The following is a 21,109-nucleotide window of genomic DNA, read 5'->3' on the forward strand; positions in this document are numbered from 1 at the left end:
GTCCACCGTACGGGCGTATGTTCAGGCGATGGCGACGGCTGCCACACCGCAGGTGGGAATCATCGGCGCCGGGGTGTCCGGCCCGTGTATGGCGACGTGGCGGATCGAACAAATGCGGGCAGGCCGGGTCGCTTGTGCGGCACCCACCGAAGTGGCGACGAAGAGCTACAACGAGGACATCAAAGCGGCTCTCCCCGAGGTCTTTCCGTTGGATTCGGGCCAGCACCAGGAGCTGCTTCAGGGTCCGGTGGTCGCCGACTTCGAGGTTCGTAGCCCCTAAATGCAGGGCACCGGGCAGGCGAGAGTGCGGGTGGCCGCACTGGTCGCCTTGGTCCTGCTGCTCGGGGTCTCGCTGCGCGGGCATCTGCCCGGTGCGCAACCGGCCAACCGCGAGCCACCGGGCGACAACTCCGCGAGTCTGCTGGGGATGCTGGCCCTGGTAACGGTGTGCCTGCTGGTGATCATCGTGTCGATCGTGGCCTCGCTGCGCGACCCGCGGCGAGCCAAACAGGCTGCCCGCGAGCACGTCCCAGGCGGCGCAGGCGGCGGGACGCGACGGAGTTGGCGCTTCGTGCTGGTGATCGTCGGCGTGATCTTGGCCTGGATATTGGTCGTCGCGCTGCTTGCCCAGCTGCGCATGCCGCAGCTCGGGGGGCCGGCCCCGCCGAGCACATCGCCTCCTGGCAGCAGACCGCCCGGCGGCGAATCCGTTCCGCGCCCACCGCCACCCCAGCCAGGCGATGGTGACGTGGTCTTCTGGTACCTCGTGATCGCCATGGCCGTCCTGCTGGCGGTCGTCTTGGCCGGAACGGTCGTGCTCCGGATTCGCGGCCGACGCGCTCCGTCGCCGGTCCCGCTGGTTGCCGCTGGTGCAGAACCGGCGGCGCCCGGGCCGGGATCGCTTGCGCTGGCGGCCGAACGGGGGCTGGCCGAGGTGGGCGATCTCAGCCGTGAACCGCGGGAGGCCATCATTGCGTGTTACGTAGCGATGGAACGCGCACTGGCCGACGCGCCCGGTGCGGCACCGCAGGAGTCGGACACCCCCTCGGAGGTCCTGGCTCGCGCGGTCGAGCACGAGGCGATTCACGCCGGCAGCGCAACCGAACTCGTCATGCTATTCGCTGAGGCCAGGTTCAGCACCCACGTGATGAACGAGGGGCACCGCGAGACTGCTGAACGTGCGCTTCGTCTCGTTCTCGACGAGCTGCGGAGCACCGTGTGATCAGGCTGATGGCCGGCGGGCTCGTCCTGGTCGCGGCGGCGGAAGTCCTGGCGATGGTGCTGACAGCAGGGCGCTGGGTGATGCCGATCGCCGGGCTGGCGCTCGCGGTATTCCTGCTCGCTGCCCGCCTGAGCTTCGGCGCGGCACCTCATCGTCTGCCGGCAGAGTCGGCCGATGATCCCGGGGAAGCGTTGCAGCGCTGGCGATCCCGGACCGAATCGACGATTCAGTGGGCCGACTCCACCCGGGACGACTGGGACCGGCACCTGCGGCCCCGGCTGGCGCGTGAGTTCGTGCTCGCCACCCGTCAGCGCGATCCGGCGGCATTGCAGGCCACCGGGCGCATCGTGTTCGGTGACGACCTGTGGGTCTGGGTGGACCCTAACAACATCGTTCGAAGCCGGGGCCGCGAACCAGGACCGGGGTACGCCACGCTCGAAGAGATCCTGCGACGGATGGAAGACCTATGACGATGCCGGCGCCGGCGATGACGGCCTACTGCGAGGCCGTGCTTGACGAGATCGAGCGGGCGGTGGTCGGAAAACGCGCCGCGCTCACGCTGATCCTGACCACGGTGCTGGCCGGTGGGCACGTGCTGATCGAAGACCTGCCCGGCATGGGCAAAACCCTGATCGCGCGGTCGTTCGCGGCCGCGCTCGGCCTGCGCTTCACCCGTGTGCAGTTCACACCCGACCTGCTGCCCGCAGACCTGCTCGGCTCCACGATCTACGACATGCAGTCCGGCCGCTTCGAGTTTCGGCCGGGCCCGATCTTCACGAATCTGGTGATGGCCGACGAGATCAACCGGACCCCGCCCAAGACGCAGGCCGCTCTGCTGGAGGCGATGGCCGAACGTCAGGTCAGCATCGACGGCGAAACCCACAGACTCCCTTTGCCGTTCATCGTGCTGGCTACCGACAACCCGATCGAGTACGAGGGCACCTACCCGTTGCCCGAAGCCCAGCTCGACCGATTTGCCGTCAAAGTCGCATTGAAGTACCTGTCCGAGGCAGAGGAGGCGTCGATGTTGCGGCGCCGCCTGGACCGGGGTTCAGCGGAGGTGACCATCAAGCAGGTGGTGGACGCCAAAGACCTTCTGGCGATGCGGGAATCGGTGGAGCACGTCTCGGTGCACGACGACGTCCTGCACTACGTGGTGTCCCTGGCGACGGCTACCCGCAGCCACCCGCAAGTGGCTGTCGGCGCCAGCCCGCGCGCCGAGCTGGACCTGGTCCAACTCGCCCGCGCCCGCGCGCTGGTGTCAGGCCGGGACTATGTGATCCCCGAGGATGTGAAAGCGCTTGCGGTTCCCGCGATCGCCCATCGGATCAGCCTACGGCCGGAGATGTGGGTGCGCAGCGTGCATGGTTCCGACGTGGTCGACCAGCTGCTGCGGCGGCTGCCGGTCCCACGGGCACGCGGACAGGGCCAGTGATGGCTGACACCCGCAGCACCGAAGCCGTATTGCGTTGGAGCGCATCGCCATTGACTCGTTCGATTGCCACCTGCGTCGGTGTCGTACTTGCGATCGCTGTGATCGGCGCGCGGTGGCAGCTGATCGCGTTCGTGGCGCCGATGCTCGGCCTGCTGTCTTCGATCGATTGGCAGCGCCGCCCGGCGACCACGTCAGTGCTCGGATATCCCGGCACGGCACGCTGTTTCGAGAACGAGCAGATGCAGCTGAGCGCCGAGCTGGCTGAGGAGACCCCCGTCGGGACCCTGCACGTCTGCGCGATACCCGGACTGCAGACCGAGGTGATCTCCGGCGATGACGCACGCACGACGGTCTCCGCCGGAGCGCCGCGGTGGGGCCGATACCCGCTGCGCACCCAGGTCGAGGTCGTCGCGGCCGGCGGGCTGCTCACCGGCACCGCGACCATCGACGCCGCCGACCTGTTCGTGTTCCCAGTCGCGCCGCCGCAGCCGACCGGGATTCCGCGGACGGAATTGCCCGACCGGCTGGGCACCCATCTGACCCGCCACATCGGCCCCGGTGTGGAATTCGCCGATATTCGCCCCTATCTGCCCGGCGATCAGCTCCGCACCGTGAACTGGTCGGTCAGCGCCCGCCGCGGCACCCTGCACGTCACCGAACGGCTGACCGACCGTGCCGCCGACGTGGTGGTGCTCGTGGACATGAGTGCCCAGCCGGCCGGGCCCGCGACCGCGGCCACCGAGCGGGCGCTGCGCGGTGCCACCCAGGTGGTGCAGACGGCGCTGCGCAATGGTGACCGGGCCGGGATCGTCGGGCTAGGCGGAAGCCGGCCGCGCTGGCTCGGCGCTGACATCGGCCGCCGCCAGTTCTACCGGGTACTCGACGCCGCGCTCGGCGTCGGCAGCGAATACCTCAACACGGCAGGAACATTGGCGCCGCGTGCCGCCATTCCGCCCGGCGCGGTCGTCGTCGGATTCTCGACGATGCTCGACACCGGCTTCGCACTGGCCTTGATCGACCTGTGCAAGAGGGGGCACACGGTCGTGGCGGTCGACGTCTTGGAGGGCTGGCCCTTCGCCGACAGTCACGATCCGATCCTCGAGCGGATGTGGGCACTGCAGCGTTCGGCGATGTACCGCGACATGAAGGTGATCGGTGTCGACGTGGTGCCATGGCCCGGCGGGATCACCCTTGACCAGGCGATGAGCCTGGTACCTGACCGGGCCCGGCGCTCGTCATGACATCCCAGCGGCTGGCGGCCGCAGCGTTCGGGGTGGCGATGGCCGGCGCGGCGGCGGTCGGTGCCGATCAATGGGCGCTGATCGCGGTGGCGGTGGCGCTGATCGCTGTGCCGGCCGGGCTCTACCTGCGGGCCGCGGCCACCGCTGCCGTGCTCGTGGTGGTCGGCGCCGTCGCGCTGAGTCCGTCGCAACCGATGCTGGCCGCGGTGTCCGGCGTGTGCGCGACGGCGTATCTGGTGTTGACGCACGCTGCGATCACCCGACCGACAGCGATCGGGATCGTCGGGTTCGCCGCGATCGGGGTACTGGCCACCGCGGTACCGGCCGGACTTCCCTGGCTGGCGCTGCTGGCCCCGGTGGCGGCCGTCGTTGCCGTCGGCGTGGCACTGGGCCCATTCTTCGGCGCTGAGGACTAGCCGATCGGAAGCGGCTGCCCGGCTACCACATTGGGGGAGACCACGTCGGAATAGTGTGACGCGTCGCCGGTGATCGCCCGGCTGGGCAGGCCGTGCACGTCGATCGGGACGTCGCCGGCCAGCGTCACCCGGCGCAGGAACCGCGGCTGGTCGTCGTAGTCGGCCACGCCGTAGTGCTGGGTGGCGCGGTTGTCCCAGAGCGCGAGATCACCTGACTGCCAATTCCACCGGACGGTGTTCTCCAGCCGGGTGATGCGGTTCTGCAGTACCGAGAACAAGCTGGCGGACTCGCTGGTGCCCAGACCGACGAAACGTTTGACGAAATGCCCGAGCAGCAGCACCCGCTTACCGGTCTCGGGGTGGATCCGCACCACCGGATGTTCGGTCTCGTAATAGGCGGATTGGAACTCGGCGCGGTATTCCCGGGTCTCGTTGGTGATCGCCTCAGGGTTCTCGGCCCCGTCGGCGGCGTAGTCGTAGAGGTTGGTGTGCGTCGCCCACAGGTTCTCGGCCAGCGCCCGCAACGCGGGGGGCAGTTGGTCGTAGGCGGCTTCGGTGGACGCCCACGCGGTGCTGCCGCCGTAGGTGGGCAGCGTCACCGCCCGCAGCAGCGACGCTTTGGGTGGCCGGTCGACGAACGTGACGTCGGAGTGCCAGGAATTGGCTCTGCCGAATCGGGAATCGACGGGTAGGACCGTATCGCCGCGCGACGTGACGGTCGGGTGGGCGATGGTCGGCACCCCGATGCGTCCGGCGAACGCCACTTGACCGTCGTCGTCGAGGTGGTGTTGGTCGCGGAAGAAGATCACCTTGTGTTCCAGCAGCGCCGCGCGGATGGCGTCAACGGTGTCGGGGTCGAGATCGCCGCCGAGGCGCACCCCGGAGACCACCGCACCGATGTGGGCGCCGAGCTTGGAAACATCGAGTGAGAGGGGCATGACCTCGATGGTCTCGGTCCGTCACACCGTCGTACACCCTTCGGCTAGCCACGATCCGAATAGGGAGGGAGGGCTGCCGTACGGTACGAATGGTGGGTGCCTCCCACTGTGTTGTTGCTGTCAACCTCGGACACCGACCTGATCACCGCCCGTGCCAGCGGCGCGGACTACACGTGGGCCAACCCGGCACGGCTGATCGACGGCGAGCTGGCCGACCTGCTCGACGGCGCCGACCTGGTCGTGGTGCGCATCCTGGGCGGCTATCGGGCCTGGCAGGACGGTATCGACGCGGTGGTGGCCAGCGGGCGTCCGACCGTCGTCGTCAGCGGCGAGCAGGCTCCCGACGCCGACCTGATGGAGCGCTCCACAGTGCCCGCCGGCATCGCCGTGCAGACCCACATCTATCTGGCGCAGGGTGGGGTGGAGAACCTGCGGCAGCTGCACGCGTTCCTGTCCGACACCCTGCTGATGACCGGATTCGGCTTCACCCAGCCATCGGCCATGCCGTCGTGGGGCGTGCTGGAACCCCGCTGCGAGGGTTGCGATGGCTGCGGGCTCGAGCGCGGGATGGATTCCCGTCCCACGATCGCGGTGCTGTACTACCGCGCGCAGCAATTGGCTGGCAACGTCGCCTACATCCGCGCGATGTGTACAGCGATCAAGCAGGCTGGTGGTCGCCCGCTGCCGGTGTATTGCACCTCGTTGCGCACCCCGGAACCGGAGTTGCTCGACCTGCTGGGCACCGCAGACGCGATGGTGGTCACGGTGCTGGCCGCCGGCGGGGCGCGCCCAGCGACAGCCGGCGCAGGAGAAGACGACGACAGCTGGAGCGTCAAACACCTTGCCGCCCTTGATGTCCCGATCCTGCAGGGATTGTGCCTGACCAGTTCGCGGTCGACCTGGGCGGACAACGACGATGGTCTGAGCCCGCTGGACGTCGCCACCCAGGTGGCGGTACCGGAGTTCGACGGGCGCATCATCACCGTTCCGTTCTCCTTCAAGGAGATCGACTCCGACGGGCTGATCTCGTATGTGCCCGACCCGGAACGGTGCGCCCGGGTGGCAGGCCTGGCGGTCAAGCACGCCACCCTGCGCCGCGTCGCCCCGGCCGATAAGCGACTGGCCCTGGTGTTCTCGGCCTACCCGACCAAACACTCGCGGATCGGCAACGCGGTAGGGCTGGACACCCCGGCCAGCACCGTTGCGCTGCTGCACGCGCTACGCGATGCCGGCTACCGCATCGGCGACATTCCCGGCGTCGACGCATCCGACGGGGATGCTCTGATGCATGCTCTCATCGAGCGCGGCGGCCAGGACCCCGACTGGGTCACCGACGGCCAGCTGGCCGGCAACCCGATCCGGATTCCGGCTGCGCAGTACCGCGAGTGGTTCGCGACGTTGCCCGCCGAGCTCACCGACGCGATGGTCAGTCACTGGGGCCCGCCGCCGGGCGAGCTGTTCGTCGATCGCAGCCGCGACCCGGACGGCGAGATCGTCGTCGCCGCAATCCAATCCGACAACATCGTGATCTTGGTCCAGCCGCCACGCGGCTTCGGCGAGAACCCAGTGGCCATCTACCACGACCCCGATCTGCCGCCCAGCCACCACTACCTGGCCACCTACTTGTGGCTGCGCAACGGGTTCGGCGCACACGCTGCGGTGCATCTGGGCAAGCACGGCAACCTGGAATGGTTGCCCGGCAAGACCGTTGGCATGTCTGCCGCCTGCGGCACCGATGCGGCGCTGGGAGACTTGCCGCTGATCTACCCGTTCCTGGTGAACGACCCGGGGGAGGGCACCCAGGCCAAGCGCCGCGCGCACGCCACCCTGGTCGACCACCTCATCCCGCCGATGGCACGCGCTGAGAGTTACGGCGACATCGCCCGGCTGGAACAGCTGCTCGACGAGCACGCCAACATCGCCGCGCTCGACCCGGGCAAGCTGCCCGCGATCCGCCAGCAGATCTGGACCCTGATGCGCGCGGCCAAGATGGACCACGATCTGGGCCTGGCCGAACGGCCCGAGGACGATTCCTTCGACGACATGCTCTTACACGTCGACGGCTGGCTCTGCGAGATCAAGGATGTCCAGATCCGCGACGGGCTGCACATCCTGGGTGCCGCGCCGGCCGGTGAGGCCGAACTCGACCTGGTGCTGGCGATCCTGCGAGCCCGCCAGCTCTTCGCCGGTGAACAGCACCTGCCCGGCCTGCGTCAGGCCCTCGGGTTGGCTGAGGATGGCACCGACGACAGGGTCACCGTCGATGAGGCCGAGCAGCGGGCCCGCGCACTGCTTGCCGGCCTGCAGGCCACCGGTTGGGACGCCGGCCGTGTCGATGAACTGACCGATGACGAGGGCGTCGCGGCGATCCTGCGATTCGCGGCGACAGAGGTGGTACCGCGGCTGGCCGGCACGTCCGGTGAGATCGACCAGGTGCTGCGGGCGCTGGACGGACGGTTCATCCCCGCCGGACCGTCGGGTTCGCCGCTGCGCGGCCTGATCAACGTGCTGCCCACCGGTCGCAACTTCTATTCCGTCGACCCCAAAGCCGTCCCGTCCAGGCTGGCCTGGGAAACCGGTGTGGCCATGGCGGATTCGCTGCTCGAGCGGTACAGAGCCGACCATGGAGACTGGCCGAAATCGGTCGGGCTGTCGGTCTGGGGCACCTCGGCAATGCGGACCTCCGGCGACGATATCGCCGAAGTGCTTGCGTTACTGGGTGTCCGGCCGGTGTGGGACGACGCTTCGCGACGCGTCGTCGACCTCGAGGCCATCACGCTGGCCGAGCTGGGCCGGCCCCGCATCGATGTGACCGTGCGGATCTCCGGATTCTTCCGCGACGCCTTCCCGCACGTCGTCACGATGCTCGACGATGCGGTGCGCCTGGTCGCCGGGCTCGACGAGCCTACCGAGCAGAACTTCGTGCGCGCGCACGCCGAGGTGGATCTGGCTGAACACGGCGACGAAAGGCGCGCCACCACACGTATTTTCGGCTCCAAGCCCGGCACGTACGGGGCGGGCCTGCTGCAGCTGATCGACAGCCGCAACTGGCGCGACGATGCCGACCTCGCCGAGGTCTACACCGCGTGGGGCGGGTTCGCCTACGGCCGCGAACTCGACGGCAGGCCGGCCGCCGACGACATGTCGACCCAGTACCGACGAATCGTGGTGGCCGCCAAGAACACCGACTCCCGCGAGCACGACATCGCCGACTCCGACGACTACTTCCAGTACCACGGCGGCATGGTCGCGACCGTGCGGGCGCTGACCGGCAAGGCGCCGGCTGCCTATATCGGCGACAACACCCGCCCCGACGCGGTACGCACCCGCACGTTGTCCGAGGAGACCACCCGCGTGTTCCGGGCCCGCGTCGTCAACCCGCGGTGGATGGCCGCCATGCGCAAGCACGGTTACAAGGGCGCCTTCGAGATGGCCGCGACGGTGGACTACCTGTTCGGCTACGACGCCACGGCCGGAGTGATGGCCGACTGGATGTACGAACAACTCACCGAGAAGTACGTCCTGGACCCGGAGAACCGCAAGTTCATGAACGAGTCCAATCCCTGGGCGCTCCACGGGATGTCGGAGCGGCTGCTGGAGGCCGTCGGCCGTGGCATGTGGGAGAACCCGGATCCGGCCACGCTCGATGGCCTGCGCCGGGTGCTGTTGGAAACTGAAGGCGACTTGGAAGCGAGATAGGTTCGCCGGGCACCAGATACATTGGTCAGATGGCTCCCAGCTTCGGCGAAGTGATCAAGTCCCAATACGTCTCGCTGACCACCTTCACCAAGGACGGCAGGCCGAAGCCGACGCCGATCTGGATCGCTCCCGACGGCGATCGCGCACTGGTGATCACCGGCAGGGACTCCTGGAAGGTCAAGCGGATTCGGCACACCCCGCGGGTGACCCTGGCCGTCTGCGACCGCAGCGGCAACGTCAAGGGCGAACCGGTGGAGGCGGTCGCGAGCATCCTCGACGACGCGCAGGTCGAGCGGGTGTATCAGGCGATCGGCAACCGGTACGGGCTGCTCGGCCGGGTGTTCAATTTCTTCTCGAAGCTGCGTGGCGGCACCAAACGCAACGTCGGACTGGAACTGCGGGCCGCCTGACACATGGCGCCCACCTTTCACGACGTCGCCCAGTCGAAATACCTTCAGCTCATCACGTTCACCAAGGACGGCACCCCCAAGCCGACGGCCATATGGGGCGTCCCGGACGGCGATCGTCTGCTGGTGATCACCGACCGGGCGTCCTGGAAGGTCAAGCGGATCCGCAACACCCCACGGGTCACGATCGCCGAATCCAACGCCCTCGGAAAACCGAAGGGCGCCGCCGTCGAGGCGACAGCGCGGGTGCTGCCGGACTCGCAGACCCGCGACGTCTACAACAAGGTGCTGCGCCGCTACTGGCAGCACGCGGCGTGGTTCTACCTGCATAGCCTGGTCCGTGGCGGCATCGACAAAGTGCACGTCGCCCTCGTGATCACCCCGCAATAAAACTCACAGGCTCCTATCAGGCCTGCCGGAACCCGTCGCCGAGCCGACTCGTTGCCAATGCATGGTGATGCGGACGTTCTTTCTTTACGTCTTGGTCGAGCTGGCGGTCCTGGCTGCCCTGACCTGGTCTGTCGGACTTGGTTGGACTCTGCTCATCCTGCTGGCGACATCGGTGGTCGGAGTCGCGTTGGCCGGGTCTCAGGTCAAGCGCCAGATCCGGCGGCTGCAGGCCACCCGCACTGATCCGCAGGCCGTGGTGGCCGACGGCATGCTCGTCGCGCTCGGCACCCTCCTGGTGTTCATCCCCGGCCTGGTCACCACCGCGCTCGGTGCGTTGATGCTGCTGCCACCGACCCGCAGTGTGGTGCGACCACTGGCCGGGATGATGCTCACCCGCGGTATCGCCCGCCGGGTCAGCGTCGTGAACCTGACCGCGCCCGGCTATCCGGGGCGCGGCGACTACATCGACGGCGAGGTCGTCGAGGAGCAGGTATACGGCCGGGTCCACGAAGCAAACATCGTGCCGCGCTCGACGGTCTATCGCGACTTCTGACCCCATGCTCCGGTCCGCCGGAACCGGGGCAGACTCTCCTTTCGTGACCACACTGCTGCTTGGCGGGCGCATCCATAGCCCGTCGCATCCCGACGCCACCGCGATGGCGGTGCGCGACGGCGTCGTCGCCTGGCTGGGCAGCGACCAGGTGGGGCGTTCGCAGTTCGGCAGTGCGCAGGTCATCGACCTGCAGGGGGCGTTCGTGTCACCGGCATTCGTCGACAGTCACATCCACCTGACCTCCACCGGCCTGCTGCTGACCGGCTTGGACCTGACCGCGGCAACCTCCAAACGGCACTGTTTGACCCTGGTCGCCGAGCACGTCGCGGCCCATCCCGGCCGCCCGATCTGGGCGCACGGCTGGGATGACACCGCCTGGGCTCGCGACGAGGCGCCGAGCACCGCGGAACTGGACGCCGTCGCCGGCGCGGTGCCCGCCTATCTGGCTCGTGTCGACGTGCACTCGGCAGTGGCCTCGACCGCCCTGAGGGACCTGGTTCCCGGGCTGGCGGCGGTGGCCGGATACGAGTCGCAGCGGCCGCTGTCGGCCGACGCCCACCATCTGGTCCGCGGCGAGGCCCGCCGGTTGCTCACCACCGGGCAGCGTGCCGACGCCCGGATCGCCGCGCTGGATGCGCTGGCCGCGGCCGGCATCGTGGCCGCGCACGAGTGCGCCGGCCCCGACATCGGCGGAATCGACGACTGGCAGGAGCTGCGCGCCACCGAGCACGGTGTCGACGTAATCGGCTACTGGGGCGAAGCGGTATCCAGTGCCGCACAGGCCCGGGCGCTGCTCGAGACGACCGGCGCCCGCGGCCTGGCCGGTGACCTGTTCGTCGACGGCGCGCTGGGCTCGCACACCGCCTGGCTGTGCGAGCCGTACGCGGACGCACCGGGCAGCACGGGAAATTGCTATCTGGACCCTGATGGCATCGCCGATCATCTGTTCGCCTGCACCGAGGCGGGCGTGACGGCGGGATTCCACGTGATCGGTGATGCCGCTGTGCGTGCGGTGGTCGACGCCCTGGCGCGGCTGGTTGAACGGTTCGGGTCACGTGCCGTCGCGCGCTGCGGGCACCGGCTCGAACATCTGGAGATGGTCACCGCAGAACAGGCAGCCATCCTCGGCCAGTGCGGAGTCACCGCCAGCATGCAGCCCAATTTCGACGCGCTCTGGGGTGGCAGCAACGGGATGTACGCCCGCCGGCTCGGTTCTGGCCGAGCCGCCCTGCTCAACCCGTTATCGCTGTTAGCATCGGCAGGCGTGCCCATGGCGTTCGGTTCAGATGCCCCGGTGACCGGCATCGATCCCTGGGCGATAGTCCGGGCGGCCAGCCATCATCAGACTCAGGGAAGCGCGATATCCGCGCGGGCGGCCTTTGCCGCCGCAACCAGGGGTGCCTGGCGGGCCGGCGGGGTGCAGGACGGGATCATGGGCACGCTGGTGCCGGGTGCCCCGGCGTCGTACGCGGTGTGGGACACCGGGGAGACGGAAGTTGCATCCCCCGCCGACACCGTTCAGCGCTGGTCCACCGACCCGCGGTCCCGTGTACCTGCTCTGCCTCGGCTGGAAGTCGGCGATCCGCTGCCGCACTGCCGCCAGACCGTGCATAGAGGTGTCGTGCTTCATGGTTAGCCGGCTGCTGACATGGTTCAGCACCGCTTTGCCCCCGCGGATGATGCGACTGCTGGCCGCGGTCACCGCCGGGCTGCTGCTGTGCGTCGCCTTCCCGCCGATCGGCTGGTGGTGGTCGGCGGTGCTGAGCTTCGCGATGCTCAGCTGGGTCCTGGTGCATTCCAAGACCACGCCGGCCGGTGGGTTTGGTTACGGGTTCCTGTTCGGGCTGGCGTTCTACATCCCCCTGATTCCCTGGATCAGCGGGCTGGTCGGCCCGGTGCCCTGGCTGGCGCTGTCCGCCATGGAGGCGCTCTTCCCGGCGCTGTTCGGGTTGCTCGCGGTCGTGGTCCGGCGGCTGCCGGGCTGGCCGCTGTGGCTGGCCCTGGTGTGGGTGCTGCAGGAATGGCTGAAATCTAATGTGCCTTTCGGTGGATTTCCTTGGGGCGTGGTCGGATTCGGTCAGACCAACGGTCCCTTCCTGTCGCTGGTTCAGCTCGGCGGGGTGCCCCTGTTATCGTTCGCGATTGCGCTGCTCGGCACGGCGCTGGCCGCACTGGCACTGGAGATCGTGCGCTGGTTGCAGCGTGGCGACCCGGCCGCGACCACCGAGCACGTGTCGCTTCCGGGCGTGTTGCTGCCCGGGTTGTGTATCACCGCGGTCCTGCTCACCACAGCGGTGGCCGCCCCACAGGTGCGCCGCGCTGCCGGCGGCGCAGGCAATGAGCCGACGGTCACGGTGGCCGCGATCCAGGGCAACGTGCCGAGGCTCGGCCTCGACTTCAACAGCCAGCGCCGCGCGGTGCTGGACAACCATGTCCGCCAGACCGTGCAACTGGCCGAGGACGTGCGCGCGGGCAAGGCGCCGCAGCCGCAGTTCGTGGTCTGGCCCGAGAACTCCTCGGACATCGACCCGTTCACCAACGCCGACGCCGCCCAGCAGATCGCCGTGGCCGCACAGGCGATCGGCGCCCCGATTCTCGTCGGCACCGTCGTCGCCCGCCCGGACTGGACGCCGCAGAACCCGGCGGCGTCGAACACCGTCGTCGTCTGGGATCCGGTGGCCGGACCGGGGGAGCGCCACGACAAGCAGATCATCCAACCGTTCGGCGAATACCTGCCGTGGCGGGGCTTTTTCCGGCATCTGTCCTCGTTCGCAGACCGGGCCGGGTATTTCGTGCCGGGCTCCGGCTCGGGCGTCGTGCACGCCGCGGGGGTGCCGGTCGGGGTCGCCACCTGTTGGGAGGTCATCTTCGACCGGGCGCTTCGGGAGTCGGTCCGCAACGGCGCCCAGCTCCTGGCCGTTCCCACCAACAACGCGACGTTCGACCAGAACATGAGTGAACAGCTGCTGGCGTTCGCGCGCGCCCGCGCCGTCGAGCACGATCGCTACGTGGTGGTGGCCGGCACCACCGGGATCAGCGCGGTCATCGCGCCGGATGGCCACGAGGTGGCCCGGACGGAGTTTTTCACGCCGGCCTACCTCGACGTCGCGGTGCGGCTCAAGACCAGTGAGACGCCGGCCACCCGATGGGGGCCCTTGGTGCAATGGGTGCTGGTCGGAGCCGCCATTGCCGTTGTCATGGCCGTCATACTGCACAATGGTTGGTTCATACGGCTGTTTCGTCGCAGAAAGCGGGAACGGGACGCAGGCGGCACGTCCGGGGGCGGAGACGAGAGCAATAACCCGCCGGAGCTGGGCGAATCCTCCTCAGCCCTGGCTGGACAGCACGACAAAGGAGAGTCATGACCGACCGGGGCAAAACGGGCGCTGAGCTTCCCAGCCAGCGCACCCTGGTGATCATCCCCACATTCAACGAGCTGGAGAACCTCCCGCTGATCGTGGGCCGCGTGCACAAGAGCCGCCCGGACGTCCACGTGCTGATCGTCGACGACGGCAGCCCCGACGGCACCGGTGAGCTCGCCGACGAGCTGTCGCTGGCCGATCCCGACCGCGTTCACGTAATGCACCGGGACGCCAAGGACGGCCTCGGCGCGGCCTACCTCGAAGGGTTCGCGTGGGGACTGGGCCGGCAGTACAACGTGCTGGTGGAGATGGATGCCGACGGCAGCCACGCCCCCGAACAGCTGTATCGGCTGCTCGACGCCATCGACAACGGCGCCGATCTGGCCATCGGCTCTCGTTATGTCCACGGCGGAACGGTCCGCAACTGGCCTTACCGGCGTCTGGTGCTGTCCAAGACCGCCAACACCTATTCGCGGGTCTTGCTCGGCGTCGGCATCCACGACATCACCGCCGGTTACCGCGCCTATCGCCGCGAAGTCCTGGAGAAGATCGACCTGTCGGCCGTCGACTCCAAGGGCTATTGCTTTCAGATCGACCTGACCTGGCGCACCATCAACAGCGGGTTCACCGTCACCGAGGTGCCCATCACATTCCGCGAGCGCGAACTCGGGGTGTCGAAAATGAGCGGCTCCAACATCCGCGAAGCGATGGTCAAGGTTGCCCAATGGGGCATCGGCGGGCGCGTGGACCGCGCCCGCGGCGTCGTTCGCTAGAGGTCAGCTGCCGCGACGCTTGGTCTTGATCAGGTCAAGGCGTTCCTTGAGCAGCTCGTCGAGTTCCTCGACGGAGCGGCGCTCCAGCAGCATGTCCCAGTGGGTGCGCGGCGGCTTGACCTTCTTGGGCTCCGGCAGGTTGCCCTCGATCAGGGTGCCTTCCAAGCCGTTGCGGCACAGCCAGGTGCCAGGGATCTCGGCGTCGTCGGCGAACGGGACGTCGAATTCCTCGCCGTTCTCAGTGCGGTACCGCGCGATCTGACGCGGCGCCAGGTCGTGGTTGCGGTCGGTCTCGTAGCTCACGGCTCCGAGCCGGCTGCCTCTCAGGACACGATCAGCCATCGACAACTCTCCTCACAACGCTTTGACGTACAAAGCTGTATATAAAGTCCGGATAGTGAACGCAAGACCACACTCTGCGGTTCCCGACTCGACCTCCTATGCTACCGGGCTTACTGTCCCACGCCGTCTACAGTCACAAGGCGTGACGCGTCGTGCCCGCTCTCAGCCGTGCCGGTGGTGCGGCCGCGAGGTGGCCGACGCTGGGTTGGGCCGGCGCAGGCAGTACTGCCGGCAATCCTGCCGCCAACGCGCGTACGAACAGCGTGCCCTCGTCAAGGGCACTGCGATCCCGGAGGACGCGGTGGTGCTCTCCGCCGACGAGGCCGCCGAATTGTCCGATCGGGTCTATCAGGTGCGTTGCGCAGCCGAGGACGTCGCCACCGCAGTCGACGAGGGAGCCGCCACCCACGAGCTGCGGGAACTGTGCGATGCCCTGGTCCAGGCCGCCAAAGCAGCCGACGGCTGGCGCTGACGCCCGGTTAGCGTCACCGCGAATCAAACCCTTAACCGGTGGGTTGTTGATTCCTAAGGTCGGTGGACGCGACTCCCATGTGGTGTTGCGTGTCCAGCCCAGCCACCCAGAGGACCAATACCGTGACCACGCCCGTTGCGCCGGCCACCGCCGTGGTCCTGCCGGCGGGATCCCGCACACCGGCCCGGCGTCGGCAACGGAAATGGGCGATTGTGCGGTGGGCCTCGCCGCTGGTCTTGCTGGCCTTGTGGCAAGTGGGCAGCGCCATCGGGTTGATCTCCCAGGACGTCCTGCCCGCCCCCTCGCTGATCGCGGAGGCCGGCTTGGAGCTGATCCGCAACGGTCAGCTCGCCGATGCGCTGGGTGTCTCGGGTTGGCGGGTGGTGCAGGGGCTGCTCCTCGGCGGGCTGATCGGCATCGGGTTGGGCACGGCCGTAGGCCTGTCCCGCTGGACTGAGGCGACCGTCGACCCACCCATGCAGATGTTGCGGGCGTTGCCGCACCTGGGTCTGATCCCGCTGTTCATCCTGTGGTTTGGTATCGGCGAGCTGCCCAAGGTACTGCTGGTGGCCCTCGGTGTCAGCTTTCCGCTCTACCTCAACACCTACTCCGCGATCCGGCAGGTCGACCCGAAGTTGTTCGAAACCGCTGATGTGCTTGGCTTTTCGTTCCGACAGCGGTTCAGTCACATCATCCTGCCCAGCGCTGCTCCGCAGGTCCTGGTGGGCCTACGCCAGTCGCTTGCGATCGCGTGGCTCACGCTGATCGTCGCCGAGCAGATCAACGCCGACAAGGGTATCGGCTACTTGATCAACAACGCGCGTGATTTTCTGCGTATCGACATCATCATCTTCGGTCTCGTTGTCTATGCACTGCTTGGCATTACGACCGACGCCATCGTGCGCGCGTTGGAGCGCCGAGCATTGAGGTATCGGTCGTGACCGTGACATCCGAGCGCAAAACCGGGGTGGCCGCCGAGCTTCGGCACATCGACAAGTGGTACGGCGAGCATCAGGTGCTGCGGGACGTGTCGCTGACGGTCGGTGCCGGTGAGATCGTCGCACTGGTGGGGCGAAGTGGCTCCGGCAAATCCACCGTGCTGCGCGTGCTCGCCGGCTTGTCGCAGGATCACACCGGCGAGCGGTTGGTCACCGGGCCGCCCGCGTTGGCGTTCCAGGAGCCCCGGCTATTCCCTTGGCGCACTGTGCGGACCAACGTCGGCTATGGTTTGACGCGCTCTCGGCTGCCCCGCAATGAAGTGACAACGCGGGCCGACAAGGCGTTGGCTGACGTCGGTCTCGCCGATCGCGCCGGCTCTTGGCCGCTGACCCTGTCAGGTGGTCAGGCGCAGCGAGTGTCCTTGGCGCGTGCTCTGGTAGCCCAGCCGCAGCTGCTGCTGCTCGACGAACCGTTCGGCGCGCTGGACGCTCTCACCCGGCTCAGCATGCACGCGCTGTTGCTCCAGCTGTGGCGCATTCACGGGTTCGGGGTGCTGCTGGTCACCCATGACGTGAATGAAGCTGTCGCACTGGCGGACCGCGTTCTGGTCCTGGAGTCCGGCGAGGTGGTGTTCGAGACTGAGATCACCGATCCGCGTCGGCCACCGGGTGGCACTACGGCGTCGGCCGAACGTCACCGGGTCGAGTTGCTCGAGCAACTCGGCGTACAACTCTGACAGGAGTGACCTTGTATTCCAGATTGTTTCGCCGCTTCATGGTGCTGCTGGCGGTGTTCGGCCTGCTGCTGACGGGCTGCGTGTCGCGGCAGCAGAACACCGGTGCATCGCAGGCGCCGTCGACGGTTCCGTTGAGCGACTTGTCCGGTTTGGTGCTGCAGGTCGGCGACCAGAAGGGCGGCACCGAGTCGCTGCTGCGCGCCGCAGGCGCCCTGGACAATCTGCCGTACCAGATCGCGTTCTCCACCTTCACGTCCGGGCCGCCTCAGGTCGAGGCCGCGACCGCAGGCAAGATCGACTTCGCCATCACAGGCAACACCCCGCCGATCTTCGGTGCGGCGTCGAACGCGAAGGTGAAAGTGGTCTCCGCCTACAACGGTGGCGGTGTCGGTGACGCGATCCTGGTTCCCGCGGATTCGCCGATTCAGTCGGTGAGCGATCTTCGGGGCAAGAGCATCCTGGTGGGGAAGGGTAGCTCGGGCCACGGCAACGTGCTCGGTCAACTGGACAAGGCCGGCCTGACGACAGCTGATGTGAAACTCGTGTTCCTGCAGCCCGCCGACGCCCTGTCGGCGTTCCGGGCCGGTCAGGGTGACGCGTGGGCGATCTGGGATCCGTTCACCGCGCAGGCCGAGCAGCAGCTCAAGGTCCGGTCGATCGCTCAGGCCAAGGGCGTGACCAACGGGTACTGGTTCGGGGTGGCCTCGGATGCGGCGCTCGCCGATCCGAAGCGCAATACCGCGCTGGCCGACCTTCTGGTCCGATTCGCGAAGGCCGCCAAGTGGGCGCAGGATCACCCGCAGGAATGGGCCGAAAAATACGCTGCTGCAGTCGGATTGGACCCGAAAGCGTCCGAGGTGTCGCAAGCACGCAGCCTTCGGCTGCCGACGGCCCTGAGTGACGAAGTGGTAGCGTCAGAACAGAAGATCGCTGATCTGTTCGCGAAGTCGGGGCAGATCCAGTCCGCGCCGGATTTCTCCAAATGGGTGGACCGTCGATATGCCGGCGTGCTCGAGCCCTTTTTGATCAGCGCCAACTAAGGAGGGCGTTTTGCCTGCGAAATTCTTCTGGTTCCTGCCCACCAACGGCGACAGCCGCTCGATCGTCGGTGCATCGCACGCGTCGTCACACCACACGATTCCCGACGGATACCGGGCACCGACCCGCCGGTATCTAGCCGAGGTGGCCAGGGCTGCCGACCGGCTCGGCTTTGAAGGGGTGCTGACCCCAACCGGAACATGGTGCGAGGACGCCTGGTTGACTGCGTCGGCGCTACTGGCCGAGACGGAGCGGCTCAAGTTCCTGGTGGCGTTCCGGCCGGGGCTGGTGCCGCCGACTCTGGCCGCGCAGCAGGCGGCGACGTTCCAGCGGTTCTCCGAGGGGCGCCTGCTGCTCAACATAGTCAGCGGCGGGGACGACGTCGAACAGCGCCGTTTCGGTGACTGGCTCAATCACGACGAGCGGTACGCCCGGACCGGAGAATTCTTGCAGATCGTCAAGTCGGTATGGGGTCAGGATTCGTTCGACTTCGACGGCGAGTACTACAAGGTTCGCGACGGTCGGGTGTCGGCGCCGCCGAACCCGTTGCCGGAGTTCTACTTCGGTGGTTCCTCCGCTGCGGCGTTGCCCATCGCCGCCGAGCACGTCGACGTGTACCTGACCTGGGGTGAGCCCCCGCAGGCGGCGGCCGCCAAGATCAACGAGGTGCGCAAGCTGGCGCAGGCCCGCGGCCGCAACGTGCGTTTCGGTATCCGCCTGCACACCATCACCCGCGACACGTCAGAGGCCGCATGGGCGGTGGCCCAGGAGTTGGTGGACCAGCTGTCCCCGGAGCAGATCGAACAGGCCACCAAGCTGCACGCGAAGTCGGAGTCCGAGGGGCAGCGCCGGATGACCGCGCTGCACGGCGGCCGGATCGACAAACTGGAGATCTACCCGAACCTGTGGGCCGGCGTCGGCCTGGTCCGCGGCGGCGCCGGGACCGCGTTGGTCGGCAGCCACGAAGAGGTCGCCAACCTGATCTGGGAGTACCACTCCGTCGGGTTCGACGAGTTCATCCTGTCGGGCTATCCCCATCTGGAAGAGGCCTACTGGTTCGCCGAGGGGGTCTTTCCGATCTTGCGCGCCAAGGGAGTGCTGGCTGCTTAGTCGTACCCGTGGCGCATATCGTCCACGATCAGCGGGTGCTCCAAGGTTGACGGCTCGAGTGTGCGGGGCGCCATGTCAGGCGAGAACACGGCTGCGGCGTCGAGAACCTGTTGGTTGAGGAAGCGAAGCGGGGGTGGACCTTCCGGCAGCGCGAGACGGGGTGGAATGGTGCCGCGCCGCGCCAGCGCGAAACCCCAGTCGCCAAAGGTAGGCACGTGCACGTGGTAGGGCGTGACGGCGTATCCGGCGGAGGCCACAGTGGAGATGGTGCGCCAGAACGCGTCCGGCGTGGAGTACGGGCTGCCGGATTGCACGACCATCAGGCCGTGTGGCGAAAGCGCATGGGAGATCAACGCATAGAACTCTGTTGAATAGAGACGCCCGAGCACGGGGGTGTCGGGGTCGGGTAGGTCGACGATGACCGCGTCGAAGCCGCCGGGCGGGATGACGTCAGGGTGCGGCTCGCGCAGCCAGGTCATCGCGTCGGCGGTGATGACCTGCACGCGGGGGTTGTCGAGTGCGCCGCTGTTGGCGTCGTGAAGGACGGTGCGCGCCATCGCGATCATCGCAGGGTCGAGTTCGACCTGGACTATCCGATCGATGCCGTTCTGGCGCAACAGTTCTCGGTCGGCCAGTCCATCGCCACCGCCGATCACGAGCACGGAGCGCGCGTTGGCTGCCAGAGCGGGGTACACCAGGCTTTCGGTGTAGCGGTATTCGTCTCGGGTCGAAAACTGCAGTCCGCCATCGAGATACAGCCGTGTGTCGCCGTCGCGGCGGGTCACCACGATCTCCTGGTAGGCCGAGTGCTGGTAGGCGATGATCGGGTCTGCGTAGAGCCGTTGTCTGCTCGTTGTCTCGATCGTGCCCGCCGCGGTGATCAGGCAGAGCAGCACCGCCAGGGCGGCGGCCAGCACGCCCAGTGCGACAGCCAGCGCGCGTGCTTTGATGGTGTGCCGCAACAGCAGAACGGCGACCACCGCCGCCGCCGCCAGGTTGATGATGCCGGTGACCGCGGCCCCGCGGATCATCCCCAGATGCGGCAGTAGGAAAAAGGGCCATGCCAGTCCGCCCAGCAGCGCGCCGAGGTAGTCCGCGGCGTTGAGATTGGCCAGCACCCGGCCGGCGCCGACCGCGCTGGCGCTGCGGCCGCGCTGGAGCAGCGTCATGAGGAGCGGCACCTCGGCTCCCACCAGAATGCCGATGAGTGCGGTGCCGAGGACGAGGACTGCGAGGGAACCGCCGATGAAGGAGAACGTGACATAGAGCGCGGCAGCGGACAGCCCGCCGACGAGGCCGAGCAGCGTCTCGATCGCGACGAATGTCACCGCGGCGTGGTTCAGCAGTGGTTTGATCAGCAGTGCGCCGGCGCCGAGTGCGGCGATGTAGCCCGCGACAATCAGGGATGTCGCGATCACGCCGCCGCCCTCGAGGCTTGCCGACAGCGTCAGGAGCGCCAGTTCGTACACGATGCCGCATGCCGCACACGCGGCGACGGCAGCCAGAAGCACTGCACGCCAGCGAATCTCTGCCTCCGCCGGCGGTTCGGTACGGGATGTGTCGTCGTGGGTGGTCGTCATGTCAGCGCGGCGGCGGTGATCGCACCCACCCCCAGCAGGACGGTCGCCGCGGCGAACGCCGCGGGATGCAGGCTGGCATCCTCGACGTGGTCTTGGAACCGTCCCGGAATCGCGGCCTCGAGTATCACCATGGTGAGCCCCTGCAAGATGACCCCGATCACTCCGTATACGGCGACGTCGAGAAGTCCCTGACCGAGGGAGTCGGAGCTGGTGAGAATTGCCACGACGATCACCGTGGTGATGGAAAGGTAAGTTGCCGAGGCGATCACGACAGCATTGGGACGGCGCTCGACGAATACTTCGCGGCGCAGGCTGCCCGGTGTCAGGAGGTCGATCATCAGGAACCCGAGTACGAGCACCACGATGCCGACGACGAAGTACAGCATTGTCGCCACGACGCCGTGCACGAGTTTGTCGGGGCTCAGCGCACCGAATGTGTCCATGGGGATCTCCTCT

22 protein-coding genes are annotated in these 21,109 nt (G+C 67.7%); 18 read left to right on the plus strand and 4 right to left on the minus strand.

Translation table 11 applies throughout. The features are described 5' to 3' along the window. The first annotated feature begins 28 nt into the window (after positions 1-28). Genes CG716_RS25850 through CG716_RS25875 form a run of 6 tightly spaced genes read left to right on the plus strand, consistent with a single transcriptional unit; the run spans position 29 to position 4,314 of the window. Positions 29-280 carry a hypothetical protein gene (locus tag CG716_RS25850; protein ID WP_133067023.1) on the plus strand — a complete coding sequence of 84 codons (252 nt, stop codon included), beginning with the start codon at positions 29-31 and terminating at the stop codon, positions 278-280. After that, a complete protein-coding gene (locus CG716_RS25855; RefSeq protein ID WP_094483994.1) occupies positions 281-1,222 on the plus strand; it encodes a DUF4129 domain-containing protein in 942 nt (313 codons plus the stop codon). It abuts the gene before it with no gap. A gap of 8 nt (positions 1,223-1,230) precedes the next feature. Continuing rightward, positions 1,231-1,692: a hypothetical protein gene (locus CG716_RS25860; protein ID WP_275987860.1), complete on the plus strand. Its 462-nt coding sequence runs from the start codon at positions 1,231-1,233 to the stop codon at positions 1,690-1,692. Then, positions 1,689-2,657 carry an AAA family ATPase gene (locus CG716_RS25865; RefSeq protein WP_094483996.1) on the plus strand — a complete coding sequence of 323 codons (969 nt, stop codon included), beginning with the start codon at positions 1,689-1,691 and terminating at the stop codon, positions 2,655-2,657. Before CG716_RS25860 ends, CG716_RS25865 begins: the two co-directional genes overlap by 4 nt. Further along, the gene (locus CG716_RS25870; protein WP_094483997.1) at positions 2,657-3,898 is read left to right on the plus strand and encodes a DUF58 domain-containing protein; all 1,242 of its coding nucleotides are present in this window, start codon (positions 2,657-2,659) and stop codon (positions 3,896-3,898) included. The genes CG716_RS25865 and CG716_RS25870 overlap by 1 nt, the downstream gene beginning before the upstream one ends. Further along, positions 3,895-4,314 carry a hypothetical protein gene (locus CG716_RS25875; protein ID WP_094483998.1) on the plus strand — a complete coding sequence of 140 codons (420 nt, stop codon included), beginning with the start codon at positions 3,895-3,897 and terminating at the stop codon, positions 4,312-4,314. The genes CG716_RS25870 and CG716_RS25875 overlap by 4 nt, the downstream gene beginning before the upstream one ends. On the opposite strand, the gene CG716_RS25880 is transcribed toward CG716_RS25875, so the two are convergent. After that, a complete protein-coding gene (locus tag CG716_RS25880; RefSeq protein WP_094483999.1) occupies positions 4,311-5,252 on the minus strand; it encodes a TauD/TfdA dioxygenase family protein in 942 nt (313 codons plus the stop codon). The two genes, CG716_RS25875 and CG716_RS25880, sit on opposite strands and share 4 nt — an antisense overlap. Before the next feature lie 96 nt (positions 5,253-5,348). Here CG716_RS25880 and cobN point away from each other — a divergent pair, with 96 nt between their 5' ends. From cobN to CG716_RS25915, 7 genes are all read left to right on the plus strand, one after another. Then, positions 5,349-8,951 carry a cobaltochelatase subunit CobN gene (gene cobN, locus CG716_RS25885; RefSeq protein ID WP_094484000.1) on the plus strand — a complete coding sequence of 1,201 codons (3,603 nt, stop codon included), beginning with the start codon at positions 5,349-5,351 and terminating at the stop codon, positions 8,949-8,951. Positions 8,952-8,980: 29 nt separating this feature from the next. Then, positions 8,981-9,361, plus strand: a complete 381-nt coding sequence (locus CG716_RS25890; RefSeq protein WP_094484001.1) for a PPOX class F420-dependent oxidoreductase — start codon at positions 8,981-8,983, stop codon at positions 9,359-9,361. 3 nt (positions 9,362-9,364) lie between these two features. Further along, positions 9,365-9,748: a PPOX class F420-dependent oxidoreductase gene (locus CG716_RS25895; protein WP_094484002.1), complete on the plus strand. Its 384-nt coding sequence runs from the start codon at positions 9,365-9,367 to the stop codon at positions 9,746-9,748. 67 nt (positions 9,749-9,815) lie between these two features. Further along, on the plus strand, positions 9,816-10,301 hold the full coding sequence (locus CG716_RS25900; protein WP_094484028.1) for an FxsA family protein: 486 nt from the start codon (positions 9,816-9,818) through the stop codon (positions 10,299-10,301). A 4-nt stretch (positions 10,302-10,305) separates the two neighbouring features. Then, positions 10,306-11,937: an amidohydrolase gene (locus CG716_RS25905; RefSeq protein ID WP_207760781.1), complete on the plus strand. Its 1,632-nt coding sequence runs from the start codon at positions 10,306-10,308 to the stop codon at positions 11,935-11,937. Continuing rightward, positions 11,930-13,666, plus strand: a complete 1,737-nt coding sequence (gene lnt, locus CG716_RS25910; protein ID WP_094484003.1) for an apolipoprotein N-acyltransferase — start codon at positions 11,930-11,932, stop codon at positions 13,664-13,666. The genes CG716_RS25905 and lnt overlap by 8 nt, the downstream gene beginning before the upstream one ends. Next, positions 13,663-14,436, plus strand: coding sequence for a polyprenol monophosphomannose synthase (locus CG716_RS25915; protein ID WP_094484004.1), 774 nt, complete (start codon positions 13,663-13,665; stop codon positions 14,434-14,436). The genes lnt and CG716_RS25915 overlap by 4 nt, the downstream gene beginning before the upstream one ends. 3 nt (positions 14,437-14,439) lie before the next feature. Here CG716_RS25915 and CG716_RS25920 read toward each other — a convergent pair whose 3' ends face one another. Beyond that, positions 14,440-14,778, minus strand: a complete 339-nt coding sequence (locus CG716_RS25920; protein WP_094484005.1) for an RNA polymerase-binding protein RbpA — start codon at positions 14,776-14,778, stop codon at positions 14,440-14,442. A 142-nt stretch (positions 14,779-14,920) separates the two neighbouring features. Between CG716_RS25920 and CG716_RS25925 the strand changes: the two genes are divergently transcribed. From CG716_RS25925 to CG716_RS25945, 5 genes are all read left to right on the plus strand, one after another. Beyond that, on the plus strand, positions 14,921-15,250 hold the full coding sequence (locus tag CG716_RS25925) for a hypothetical protein (protein WP_094484006.1): 330 nt from the start codon (positions 14,921-14,923) through the stop codon (positions 15,248-15,250). A 122-nt stretch (positions 15,251-15,372) separates the two neighbouring features. Next, positions 15,373-16,191: an ABC transporter permease gene (locus tag CG716_RS25930; RefSeq protein WP_420093227.1), complete on the plus strand. Its 819-nt coding sequence runs from the start codon at positions 15,373-15,375 to the stop codon at positions 16,189-16,191. Next, positions 16,188-16,925 (plus strand): ABC transporter ATP-binding protein, encoded by a 738-nt coding sequence (locus CG716_RS25935; RefSeq protein WP_094484008.1) that lies wholly within the window; start codon positions 16,188-16,190, stop codon positions 16,923-16,925. The genes CG716_RS25930 and CG716_RS25935 overlap by 4 nt, the downstream gene beginning before the upstream one ends. A 23-nt stretch (positions 16,926-16,948) precedes the next feature. Further along, entirely contained in the window at positions 16,949-17,965 is a 1,017-nt protein-coding gene (locus CG716_RS25940) for an ABC transporter substrate-binding protein (protein ID WP_410430764.1), read from the plus strand. 10 nt (positions 17,966-17,975) lie between these two features. After that, entirely contained in the window at positions 17,976-19,073 is a 1,098-nt protein-coding gene (locus tag CG716_RS25945) for an LLM class flavin-dependent oxidoreductase (protein ID WP_094484010.1), read from the plus strand. Here CG716_RS25945 and CG716_RS25950 read toward each other — a convergent pair. Both CG716_RS25950 and CG716_RS25955 read right to left on the minus strand, forming a co-directional pair. Beyond that, the gene (locus tag CG716_RS25950) at positions 19,070-20,653 is read right to left on the minus strand and encodes a polyamine aminopropyltransferase (RefSeq protein ID WP_094484011.1); all 1,584 of its coding nucleotides are present in this window, start codon (positions 20,651-20,653) and stop codon (positions 19,070-19,072) included. The two genes, CG716_RS25945 and CG716_RS25950, sit on opposite strands and share 4 nt — an antisense overlap. Continuing rightward, a complete protein-coding gene (locus tag CG716_RS25955; RefSeq protein ID WP_094484012.1) occupies positions 20,650-21,096 on the minus strand; it encodes a DUF350 domain-containing protein in 447 nt (148 codons plus the stop codon). Before CG716_RS25955 ends, CG716_RS25950 begins: the two co-directional genes overlap by 4 nt. Between the last annotated feature and the right edge of the window lie 13 nt (positions 21,097-21,109).

This window comes from Mycolicibacterium sphagni, from assembly GCF_002250655.1.
Lineage (GTDB): Bacteria > Actinomycetota > Actinomycetes > Mycobacteriales > Mycobacteriaceae > Mycobacterium > Mycobacterium sphagni.

Excerpts from the sequence above, each read along its gene's own strand:
- CG716_RS25870 (WP_094483997.1), top strand. The coding sequence starts at position 2,657 with ATGGCTGACACCCGCAGCACCGAAGCCGTATTGCGTTGGAGCGCATCG.
- CG716_RS25950 (WP_094484011.1), bottom strand. The coding sequence starts at position 20,653 with ATGACGACCACCCACGACGACACATCCCGTACCGAACCGCCGGCGGAG.
- CG716_RS25900 (WP_094484028.1), top strand. The coding sequence starts at position 9,816 with ATGCGGACGTTCTTTCTTTACGTCTTGGTCGAGCTGGCGGTCCTGGCT.
- CG716_RS25920 (WP_094484005.1), bottom strand. The coding sequence starts at position 14,778 with ATGGCTGATCGTGTCCTGAGAGGCAGCCGGCTCGGAGCCGTGAGCTAC.
- CG716_RS25955 (WP_094484012.1), bottom strand. The coding sequence starts at position 21,096 with ATGGACACATTCGGTGCGCTGAGCCCCGACAAACTCGTGCACGGCGTC.
- CG716_RS25890 (WP_094484001.1), top strand. The coding sequence starts at position 8,981 with ATGGCTCCCAGCTTCGGCGAAGTGATCAAGTCCCAATACGTCTCGCTG.
- CG716_RS25915 (WP_094484004.1), top strand. The coding sequence starts at position 13,663 with ATGACCGACCGGGGCAAAACGGGCGCTGAGCTTCCCAGCCAGCGCACC.
- CG716_RS25875 (WP_094483998.1), top strand. The coding sequence starts at position 3,895 with ATGACATCCCAGCGGCTGGCGGCCGCAGCGTTCGGGGTGGCGATGGCC.
- CG716_RS25880 (WP_094483999.1), bottom strand. The coding sequence starts at position 5,252 with ATGCCCCTCTCACTCGATGTTTCCAAGCTCGGCGCCCACATCGGTGCG.
- CG716_RS25855 (WP_094483994.1), top strand. The coding sequence starts at position 281 with ATGCAGGGCACCGGGCAGGCGAGAGTGCGGGTGGCCGCACTGGTCGCC.
- CG716_RS25850 (WP_133067023.1), top strand. The coding sequence starts at position 29 with ATGGCGACGGCTGCCACACCGCAGGTGGGAATCATCGGCGCCGGGGTG.
- CG716_RS25905 (WP_207760781.1), top strand. The coding sequence starts at position 10,306 with ATGCTCCGGTCCGCCGGAACCGGGGCAGACTCTCCTTTCGTGACCACA.
- CG716_RS25865 (WP_094483996.1), top strand. The coding sequence starts at position 1,689 with ATGACGATGCCGGCGCCGGCGATGACGGCCTACTGCGAGGCCGTGCTT.
- CG716_RS25860 (WP_275987860.1), top strand. The coding sequence starts at position 1,231 with ATGGCCGGCGGGCTCGTCCTGGTCGCGGCGGCGGAAGTCCTGGCGATG.
- lnt (WP_094484003.1), top strand. The coding sequence starts at position 11,930 with ATGGTTAGCCGGCTGCTGACATGGTTCAGCACCGCTTTGCCCCCGCGG.
- CG716_RS25895 (WP_094484002.1), top strand. The coding sequence starts at position 9,365 with ATGGCGCCCACCTTTCACGACGTCGCCCAGTCGAAATACCTTCAGCTC.